This is a genomic window from Tolypothrix sp. VBCCA 56010 (assembly GCF_050875635.1).
In the GTDB taxonomy this organism is placed as follows: Bacteria; Cyanobacteriota; Cyanobacteriia; order Cyanobacteriales; family Nostocaceae; genus Hassallia.
This window is the reverse complement of record NZ_JBPAOH010000221.1, coordinates 1-8,889: the sequence shown is the minus strand read 5'-3', so window position 1 is coordinate 8,889 and position 8,889 is coordinate 1. Positions and strand designations below refer to the sequence as shown.

Here is an 8,889-nt window from a genome sequence, read left to right as displayed (position 1 = left end):
GGGAGACACCAAGCAGAATTCTTTGAGATGCACCTTACTTGATTTCCATTTTCGGAAACAACACCTAGTTTATAACGCTTTGAGGCTTAACTGAACCGTATTGGTCTATATCCAATGCGGAGATATCTGACATTATCATTAATTGTCCCAAAAATATAGAGAAGTTCATCTTTGAGGACACTTATTTTGCCAGTCAAGAAGACATTGGAACCAAGCGGGCATTAGAGAATATTCAAGAATCAGCCTGGTGGAGCAAGCATTTGGCGAAGCGCATGGGAGATTACTATCTTGTTGGTAATCTTGTTTTTTTCTTAATTTGGATTAGTGTACTGTTTGTAGGTATTAAAGCCACTGACAATGTTAGCAATCTGTCGATGCTGTTAAATATTGTAGTGTTAGCTTTGATGTTAGTGTTTTCGTTGGGGTTGCTGCGTTCTATGAATTCATACTATAAATTCAGTAGCGCTGCCGAGAAGATTGAGAAAACTGCGGGGCAGCTTTTACTCGGACAGGATATTCATGACTCCGATGCTATGAAGATTATGTTTGAGTATCATTTGGCTAGAGCTAATGCGCCTCTTCTTCCTTCATGGCTTTGGAAGTCGATGAGGGATGATTTGAATAATATCTGGCGACAGTACCGTCAGCAGCCAGTCTAACTCACGAGGGAAGCGTCGTCAGCTATACCCCCTGCCGTAATTATAAGATGCGATCCGCTACGCGGATCATTCTACGGATAGGATAGCGAGCAATAAAGCAATATACACAACATAGTATTTCATAACACGTAGACATTTCCAAGGCTTATAACTAAGCAACTAATGTAATATTGTAATTAATTACATCTGTAAAATTGTATTTATGTAATGAGTGTAAATTTGTATATCCTTATCAATCTAGCTCTTGCAAGTATTTAAGCTTTGTAATAATGTAAATAGTTACATAATTACACTCATCACATATATGAAAATTGCCATTTTGAACCAGAAAGGGGGCAGTGGCAAGACAACGGTATCCATCCATCTGGCTCATGCTTTTTGGTTAAAAGGGTATCGAGTATTACTAGTAGACACTGACCCCCAAGGCTCAACCCGGGACTGGGCGGCGGCACGAGATGGGGATTCCCCATTTAGCGTAATTGGTTTGGATCGTCCCATACTGCACAAAGAATTGCCCAAGTTGGCGCAGGGGTACGATTACGTTTTTATCGATGGTGCGCCGAGGGTTTCTGACTTGACGCGATCGGCAATTATGGCAGTGGATTTTGTGTTAGTTCCCGTGCAACCTTCTCCCCTGGATGTGTGGGCGGTGCATGAGGTGGTGGAACTGGTACAAGAAGCCACTATATATAAGCCAGAACTAACAGCAGCATTTTTGATTAACAGAAAGATAGTGAACACTGCTATAGGGCGAGAAGTGACCGAAGTTTTAGGGGAATATCCCTTCCCGGTGCTGAAAGCACAGATAAGTCAAAGGGTAGCATTTGCCGAGTGTTTGAATATTGGGAGTACTGTTTTAGAAACATCCCCGAAAAGTGCTGCAAGCGATGAAGTGCGGGCAGTTGTGTCAGAAATATTAGCAGCTTCGGAGGAAACGGTTCGTGGCAGAAACTAAAAAATCACAAAAACTAAGCTTAAAGCCAGGAGTTCAGACAACCCCTGTTCCAGAAGAAGCCGCAGCAGCATGGGTTGAAAGTCGCAATGGTAACGATGCGCCTAGCAATACCGTTCAGGAGGAACCCAGCAATACCATTCGGAAGCGAATTACCTTTGAGGTTACAGAAACTCAGCACCAGGAGATTAAAATCCGCGCTACCAAAAAAGGAATGACCATCAAAGAATATATGATTGCCCTGGTTGAAAAGGAGTTGCAGGGTTAATGTAATTTATTACATAATTACATTTAAACTTAAATACAAACTTACAAATTGACATAATTACATTTGTTTTTTGGATGGTGTTATGGTCATGAACAGTCAAGCACTCATAACTGCTTCGTCAAAATGAAGAAGCCCACAGAGAAGACAATGATCTAGCACTTGTTCACTCATAGCAACAATTTGGACACTCCTTTGGCGTAAACATTCTCCCAGTTGGGTTTTATTAGCACGAGTTAACACCATGAGTGAGGATTTCCCCACATGAGTATAGACGGCATTCTATACGCTTTTCTACACACTCCGTAACACCGTTTGATATCAATACTGAAACAAGTGCAGCTGTCGGTTCGCAGACGGGCGTGAAAATTGTCGCAGACGGGCGTGAAAATATTCGCGGACAAGCTTGAAAATTATGTTTGTGAAACCCTCATTTTTTCGTAGTAAACGGCGATCGCACCTCCATCAGGAGTATTACACCAAAGCCCAATCCAGTATGAATTTCGCGCCTTTTATCCCAAAATTGTTAGCGGGACTTAGACAAAAATTAAGCCCAAATAAAGCCTAAACTGGCTTTATAAGCAGTAAACACGTCACGGTTGAAGGTCAACCAATCGAAGAATCGATAAGACATAGCCGTTCTAAATGCTTCCAAAGCTTCAGTAAAGGTGTTCAAAGGTTTGTTTGCCCACCTGCGTCTCAAGCCTCCTGTCATCTGATGCCAAAGAATAAAAGTATAGGCACAAAAAACCAATATAAAATGTCGAAGTAAACTCCTTTTATCTCGGACTTGATATTCTTTTAGCCCTAACCAACCTTTGGCTTCTCTATAAAAAACTTCTACCCAATTTCTTACTCCATAAGTATCAACTATCCATTGGGGTGTGACAATTGATGAGTCAACATTAGTGATAAAATAGTCAATATCAGTGGCATCAGAGAAAGTCTTAGCGTTCATGACGATGGCAATATTTCGCCTTACCTTCAGTTGTGATATTTCTATTTCTCTAGTTACTACCCATACCGTTCTTGGCTTGTCTAAGTTTAGTTGAATTTCTGTAAAAGCCTCTTTGGGTAAACTCTGTGCTAGTTTATCCAGCCTAATTGTCTGTTGAATTTCATCTTGAAGAGTAACAATTACTTTTCGATTTTTAGCTAATCCTCCTAAATACTTCAATTCACGCTTCTCTAGCTCTAATAAGAAGGATGTATTGTTGCCATATCCAGCATCTACAATTACTATCCCCGGTTGATATTTTCTCTCTAGAGTTCTATCTATTAACTTGATCGCTAGTTCAGTTTTTTTCTCAAATTCTCGGTCTTGTTTCCCTTCAGATAAAGAACTGGCGTGCTGATATAACTCTATATCTAATGGTAAGCTTTTTCGTCCATCATATAAATGCGTTGTTACTACTACTATTCCATTATCTGTTTTGCCAATTTCTCCAATATACTGTCTACCCACTCCATCCGTAAAATTACCACTTTTTCTATGACCAGAATCATCAATGATTAAACTAAAACCTCTGCTGATTCTGGTTTGACTACATTTGTTCATAATCTCCAAGCGGTGTTCGTTCACCAGGGAACTAGACCAAGGCGCTTCGGTTAAAAAGTGGTGTAAACGATGGTAAGTTACCCCTACCGCGTTCTCTGCCATTTGAAAGATGTTTTTTCTCTCACTTTCTCCCAATAATCCCCCTAAATAATGCCTAAACTCTCTTTTTTGAGCTTTATGAGTAAACACGTCATCAAACCTTTTACACCATTTTTCAAAGCACGGTGGCATGGCTGCGGGGGTTGTCTCTTTCATTTGGGAGTTACTTCGATGTGAAAGCTATGCTGATAATGCATTATACCCTATTTTCATTTGCTTTTTTGTTTAAGTCCCGTTAGAAAATTTCAAGCTTGTCCGCGAATAAGCTTGGGGATTTTTCACTTGACGAAACGACAAATTTTCAACTAGTCTGCGACAACACAAGCCAGAAACCTGATTATTCCGTTGAGAATTTTTCAATTAGTCTGCGAACCGACAAAAGCAGCAATTTCACATAGTCCCGATTGATATCAAACACCAGATGAATTCCGCACCCCGTTAGAAGTGGATTATTAAATATAACTTTTGTGGTTATGAGTGTACGAAGAGTGATATGCGTTAGTGGAAACGTACATTATCGCGAACGTCTGCGTCTGGTATTATGCAAAATGAATCACAATCGGGTGAAATTGTCAAGCTCTCGTTGGAGGCTTGTTTGGATGCGCCGGTTGTCAGGTATTTTTCCCAGCCGCTACACTCAGATCCAGATGTGTTGGCTCAACTTTTGGCGGATAAGCGAAATCCGAATACTAGAAGGGCTTATGAGAAAGATATAAAAGACTTTTTTTTGAAGATGACTTCTGTGTTACCGAACCGGGATAGTGTGTTGGAGTTTTTACACCTGACGCGGGAGCAGGCTGTGCATGTGGTGTTGAAATATAAGGCGCTGTTAATTCAAAGTGGGGTGCGGGAAGCTACTGTTAATCGGCGTTTGGCTGCTATTAAATCGCTCTCTAAAATGGGTAGAAAGTTGGGAGTTTGTAACTATTCCCTGGAAGATGTGGAGTCTGAGAAAGTAAAAGCTTACCGGGATACTAGGGGTGTTGATAGTAAAACAATTGCTCTTGTAATTGGGCAATTTGATAGGGAAACTTTGATTGGTAAGCGCAATTATGCAATTTTTCTGGTGCTGTGGGGTTTGGCTTTAAGAAGGAATGAGGTGTGTCAGTTAAATGTGAGTGATTTTGATTTTTATGGGCGGAAGTTAAGGATTTTGGGGAAGGGTCAGGGGACGAATGAAGAGTATATTGATATGTCTAAGGATGTGGCTAATTCTATTGCTATTTGGTTGATGGCGAGGGGGGATTATAATGAGAATTTACCAATTTTTACGGCGTTGGATTTCCATAACTCTGGGCATAGGTTGACGGGGGATGCTATACATAAAATAGTGGCACGGGCGTTTAAGGCGGCGGGTGTGAAAAAGCCGATGTCACCGCATAGGGTTAGGCATAGTGCGATTACGGCGGCGTTGGATGCGACGGATGGGAATATTAGGAAGGTGCAGAAGTTAAGTCGGCACGCTGACCCCAGGACGTTGATGATTTATGATGATAATAGGAATCGGGATGTGCGCGAAATGTCTGATTTGTTGACTGGTATGTTGAAAAAGGATAGTTAATTAAAAATCAAAGATAGTCGCTATTATAATGCTAGATTTTTTGGGGATGCAGGTACAGCCTGCCACCAGGGTAAGGGTATGATTGACCACGACCGTTTGTTTAAGGAATTAATATCTACATTTTTTGTGGAGTTTCTCGATTTATTTTTACCGCAAGTGGTAAGTCAAATCGATAGGGATTATATTCAGTTTTTGCCCCAGGAAGTATTTAATGATGTCACTTATGGCGAGAAGAAAGAAATCGATTTGCTGGCACAGGTGCGTTACCAACAGCAAGAAACTTGCTTTTTAATTCACGTTGAAAATCAGTCTTATACTGAGTCGGCATTTGCGAAGCGAATGTTTAAGTATTTTGCGCGGTTGTACGAAAAGTACGATTTAGCTATTTATCCAGTTGTTGTGTTTTCGTTTGATGAACCACTACGTCCAGAACCTCAAATTCATCGCGTTACGTTTCCCGATTTAAATGTGTTGGAATTCCAGTTTGCCGCAATTCAATTAAATCGCTTAAGTTGGCGAGATTTTTTACAGCAGAAAAATCCTGTAGCGGCGGCATTAATGGCGAAAATGAATATCCCCACAAGCGAACGCCCGCATGTTAAAGCAGAATGTTTGCGGTTGTTAACTACGTTGAAATTAGATCCGGCGCGGATGCAGTTGATTTCGGGGTTTGTTGATACGTATTTGAAGCTAGATGCAGCAGAAGAACAAGCCTTTAAAGCGGCAGTCGATACAATGGGATTGGATGAGCGGGAGGAAGTTATGGAAATCGTCACCAGTTGGGAACAAAGAGCCATCGAACGGGTAGCGGTGAATTTACTGCGGGAAGGCATGGCTATTGAAGCGATTGCACGAGTCACGGGGTTATCGGTGGAACAGGTGCTTTCATTACAGGCACAGCTTGCCGACTCGTAATTAATATTGAGTTTGCTCTCTTTGAAAATCTACGCTGGGAAGGTGCGAATCGATGGGCAAGATATGAGTATTCGTTTTTCACGTCGGACAAGGTGTACCGTCTGTTTTACTTGGTCGCTGCTTGGTTAAAAACTAGGCGCTTGCTGGTAGATATGCAGTCAGGAGTTTTAACGTTGGGTGAGGGCACGACTTGACAGTTTATTTGAGCGGCATTGATATTTGAAAGTTTATTATTTATCCCTCAAAATCGAGCTTGCTACCGTTGAAATGGTTGTAAATTTTTACTGCCTCAAACCAACTAGGGAGCGTCACCTCAACTTCTTCTAATTCATTCCCATTGCTATCCACCAAACCATGTACAATTTGTACTCTTGATAATGGTGTTTCCCCATTTGCAGAAAACTTTTTAATTTGAATCGTGCCAGCCTTGCGTGCTTCAAATGTGCCTTCTACGGTGCTTTCATTGGTAAAATAATGATTGATGCCAATAAAATATTCTTTCGCTTTTCTTGTATCTGTCAGGTGCATTGAGAAAAATTTCATAGCCGCTTCTTTACAATATGCTATTTTTTTAAGATTGGTAAATTCGTCAATAACTAGCTGTTGCTTTTGTTTGGGTACTTCTTTAATTCTCGCTAACCAACGCTCACAAGCATCTTCTAAAGCTTGTCCTATTTCCGATTCCGATTCTGCTTTAATTTGTGTATCTAATAATTGCCACACTTTCCAGTTTTCACCAGTAGCATGACGGTCGATTAGTTGGTAAATTGGAGCATCAAAGCAATATTTACGGATGATTGCTATACACCCTGCTGTGTTGGTTTTACCGCTACCTTGGGAACCAATTAACCACAAAGGTTTGTTATTTTTGATAATTGTGTATAGCCAACCATCCTCCCATTGTTTTAAGGCTTCTATGAGTTGATTGACCCTTTCTTGGATATGAGATTCTGGGTTACTTAATGTTTCTGAATCATTATCAGACTTTTTACCTAGTATCTTTTGGGTATCTGATAAAGCCTTGTGTTTATCTCGCAAGTTTTCAGCAATCTTTTTATCCATATCGGAATCAGCCAAATCAAACTGTTTGAGAGTAGATGTGTGGGTTTTATCCTGTATAAGAGAGGAGCGCTTTAACTTATCTTGCATCGCTTCAATGGATATAAAACCATGCTTTACTTTTTGTTTATCCCATGTTTGATTAGTTTGAAGCGTCTTAAATTCTCTCTCATTTTGACTCGAAGCTGTGGTTAATTTAATACAAGTTTTGTATGCTTCTAACTCGTAGTGTGCTGATAGTTCGTCTATTTCTGCCTTTTTAGTCCAGCTTAAATAAGCGATTCCAGAAGCTATAGGGGCAACTAAAAACCAAATTGCACTCTTATTACTAGCAGGGATGTGACGAATGCTGAATGATGATTCTGGTAATGGTGTAGATGATTCAAATTGCTTTTGTGACCATATCTCTTTGAGCAATTTATGCTCGTAATCGCAATATCTTTTATCTAAGCTTTCTTGGCTTAGTTGGCTAAATTCTTCATCGTAGCGAGGTGGTAAGTTGGCAGTTTTTGGGCAGAATTTAATCGCTACTAAGTCATGTGGTCGATTGGACTGGCTCAAATACATCGCACTTGATAAAGCAACTACTACACCGATAACTGTTAACCCTGAGTAAGCGTTCATCTTCTTTTTGAATCAATAATCGTGTAGATACCAGCTAAGACGAGTAAACCACCTACAACAATAAATCCATTTTGCTTGTCTTCAGGTAGCTTATTGAAAGCCGTAACTGTATCCTGCAATTGGTTGTAGGTTTGTTTTGATGAGTTAACAATGTTCAAAAAACTACCCAAGGCACTCCATATCACAAATGCAGTTACTAAGGTTGAGAATCCAAATTTGATAAGTTTGCCCATATTATCAGCTGACCATTGTCCGTCTTTACGATTAATATTTATCTCATCAAATACTTCTCTATTGGTTATTTGATTGATTAGCAGGATTGATGCTATTGCTAGTCCTATTCCTTGTGTTCCACTGGTAATAATTAAAAATCGGGCTAAACTGTAGGAGGTAATTCCCCAAAAACTTGTCTCTAATCCCTTTAAGATACTTCGATTCTTACTCAGTTTTCGGTTGAGATTATCCTTGTAAGCTTTGATAGCTGAGATTTCATCGGGAGTAAATGCAGTATCTTCTTCAATGGGGTAGTTTGATGAAATTGTGGTATCCTCTCCTAATTCAAATTCGGACATAATAGAAATACCAGAATGTGTTTTTATTTTTACCTCCAGTTACAATTATGTCTGGAGGTGTTTTAATTAACTGAAAATATCTCTAATATTGTTCCAAAACTTAATTACTGGGTTTGTTGAGTAATGTTTTTTGGGAATCAGGCTTAAATCGCTGTCTGAGCCATTCTCTAGCAAGTGTTTAATCTTTTTATCCTCATAATCCGCGTCTGCTTTAATTTGCGCTAAAAATGGCTTGTTAGAGATAGATTCAAGGCTAGCTTTGGCGTTAACTGTAGCCATTTGAGTATCTATCCAAGCCTGTAACTCGATGACATCCAGCGCATCATCGTGACGTTGGTTCTCGGCTTCAAGCTTGGTGAATAAACTAGCTTTGTACTCTTCAATCAGGTTGTTATAACGGGTGTTCTCTAAAGTTACGTCACTAGCGGCTTTATCAATTGCGATCGCACCTTTAGAACCAGACTTGGTAGAGTCGATGGCGGGTATTATCCCGCGCACCTCTCTGTTAGAACCGTGCGTGCGGTAGGGTAGGCAGCCAGCGAGTTACCAATATTGGCACTTTTCCAACCACCCCCCTCCAAACTACGCATGACCGTTTCCGTATCACGTAGCTTTCCGGTAATCT

9 protein-coding genes are annotated in these 8,889 nt (G+C 40.3%); 5 read left to right on the top strand and 4 right to left on the bottom strand.

Features of this window, described 5'->3' with window-relative positions; all coding sequences use genetic code 11:
• The first annotated feature begins 260 nt into the window (after window positions 1-260).
• The 3 genes from AABK37_RS38280 (at window position 261) to AABK37_RS38270 (ending at window position 1,879) form a co-directional block, all read left to right on the top strand.
• Window positions 261-659 carry a hypothetical protein gene (locus AABK37_RS38280; protein ID WP_432556643.1) on the top strand — a complete coding sequence of 133 codons (399 nt, stop codon included), beginning with the start codon at window positions 261-263 and terminating at the stop codon, window positions 657-659.
• A 304-nt stretch (window positions 660-963) separates the two neighbouring features.
• Window positions 964-1,614, top strand: a complete 651-nt coding sequence (gene parA / locus AABK37_RS38275; RefSeq protein WP_432556642.1) for a ParA family partition ATPase — start codon at window positions 964-966, stop codon at window positions 1,612-1,614.
• On the top strand, window positions 1,601-1,879 hold the full coding sequence (locus AABK37_RS38270; protein WP_432556641.1) for a hypothetical protein: 279 nt from the start codon (window positions 1,601-1,603) through the stop codon (window positions 1,877-1,879). The genes parA and AABK37_RS38270 overlap by 14 nt, the downstream gene beginning before the upstream one ends.
• A 544-nt stretch (window positions 1,880-2,423) precedes the next feature.
• On the opposite strand, the gene AABK37_RS38265 is transcribed toward AABK37_RS38270, so the two are convergent.
• Window positions 2,424-3,689 carry an IS701 family transposase gene (locus AABK37_RS38265; RefSeq protein ID WP_432556640.1) on the bottom strand — a complete coding sequence of 422 codons (1,266 nt, stop codon included), beginning with the start codon at window positions 3,687-3,689 and terminating at the stop codon, window positions 2,424-2,426.
• 385 nt (window positions 3,690-4,074) lie between these two features.
• On the opposite strand from AABK37_RS38265, the gene AABK37_RS38260 reads away from it, so the two are divergent.
• Complete coding sequence (locus tag AABK37_RS38260) at window positions 4,075-5,094, top strand: tyrosine-type recombinase/integrase (protein ID WP_432556639.1); 1,020 nt, start codon at window positions 4,075-4,077, stop codon at window positions 5,092-5,094.
• Between the two features lie 78 nt (window positions 5,095-5,172).
• Window positions 5,173-6,009: an Rpn family recombination-promoting nuclease/putative transposase gene (locus AABK37_RS38255; protein ID WP_432556638.1), complete on the top strand. Its 837-nt coding sequence runs from the start codon at window positions 5,173-5,175 to the stop codon at window positions 6,007-6,009.
• Window positions 6,010-6,243: 234 nt separating this feature from the next.
• Here AABK37_RS38255 and AABK37_RS38250 read toward each other — a convergent pair whose 3' ends face one another.
• The 3 genes from AABK37_RS38250 to AABK37_RS38240 all read right to left on the bottom strand — a co-directional run bounded on the left by AABK37_RS38250 (window position 6,244) and on the right by AABK37_RS38240 (window position 8,762).
• A complete protein-coding gene (locus AABK37_RS38250; protein WP_432556637.1) occupies window positions 6,244-7,692 on the bottom strand; it encodes a hypothetical protein in 1,449 nt (482 codons plus the stop codon).
• Window positions 7,689-8,264, bottom strand: coding sequence for a hypothetical protein (locus AABK37_RS38245; protein ID WP_432556636.1), 576 nt, complete (start codon window positions 8,262-8,264; stop codon window positions 7,689-7,691). The genes AABK37_RS38250 and AABK37_RS38245 overlap by 4 nt, the downstream gene beginning before the upstream one ends.
• Before the next feature lie 66 nt (window positions 8,265-8,330).
• A complete protein-coding gene (locus tag AABK37_RS38240; RefSeq protein ID WP_432556635.1) occupies window positions 8,331-8,762 on the bottom strand; it encodes a hypothetical protein in 432 nt (143 codons plus the stop codon).
• Window positions 8,763-8,889 lie beyond the last annotated feature (127 nt).

Bases quoted from the DNA above. Each gene is read 5' to 3' on its own strand.
- parA (WP_432556642.1), top strand. From the start codon at position 964: ATGAAAATTGCCATTTTGAACCAGAAAGGGGGCAGTGGCAAGACAACG.
- AABK37_RS38265 (WP_432556640.1), bottom strand. From the start codon at position 3,689: ATGAAAGAGACAACCCCCGCAGCCATGCCACCGTGCTTTGAAAAATGG.
- AABK37_RS38260 (WP_432556639.1), top strand. From the start codon at position 4,075: ATGCAAAATGAATCACAATCGGGTGAAATTGTCAAGCTCTCGTTGGAG.
- AABK37_RS38255 (WP_432556638.1), top strand. From the start codon at position 5,173: ATGATTGACCACGACCGTTTGTTTAAGGAATTAATATCTACATTTTTT.
- AABK37_RS38250 (WP_432556637.1), bottom strand. From the start codon at position 7,692: ATGAACGCTTACTCAGGGTTAACAGTTATCGGTGTAGTAGTTGCTTTA.
- AABK37_RS38245 (WP_432556636.1), bottom strand. From the start codon at position 8,264: ATGTCCGAATTTGAATTAGGAGAGGATACCACAATTTCATCAAACTAC.